Raw genomic sequence first — 210 nt, 5'->3', positions numbered from 1 at the left:
CCGCCCCAAAGGGGTGAAGGGTATGTTCAAAACGAATGCCTTCTATTATGATGCGTATTACGACTGCTATCTCTGTGAAAATAATCAGCAGCTTGTCTATCGAACAACTACACGGGAAGGAAGACGGGAGTACGTATCAGATCCAAAAATCTGTGAAACTTGTCCATTTCTAGAACGGTGTACGAAAAGTCAGACGATGCAGAAAGTGAT

Annotated in this window: 1 pseudogene; it reads left to right on the top strand. The window is 43.3% G+C overall.

Going from position 1 to position 210, the window contains the following annotated elements:
• Positions 1-22 precede the first annotated feature (22 nt).
• Positions 23-210 (top strand): annotated as a pseudogene (locus KNQ02_RS15585) (IS5/IS1182 family transposase); the annotation flags it as partial.

Source organism: Exiguobacterium sp. s102, assembly GCF_018618635.1.
GTDB lineage: Bacteria > Bacillota > Bacilli > Exiguobacteriales > Exiguobacteriaceae > Exiguobacterium_A > Exiguobacterium_A oxidotolerans.
Note: the sequence above shows the minus strand (reverse complement) of the source record. Positions and strands in the feature narration are given on the sequence as shown.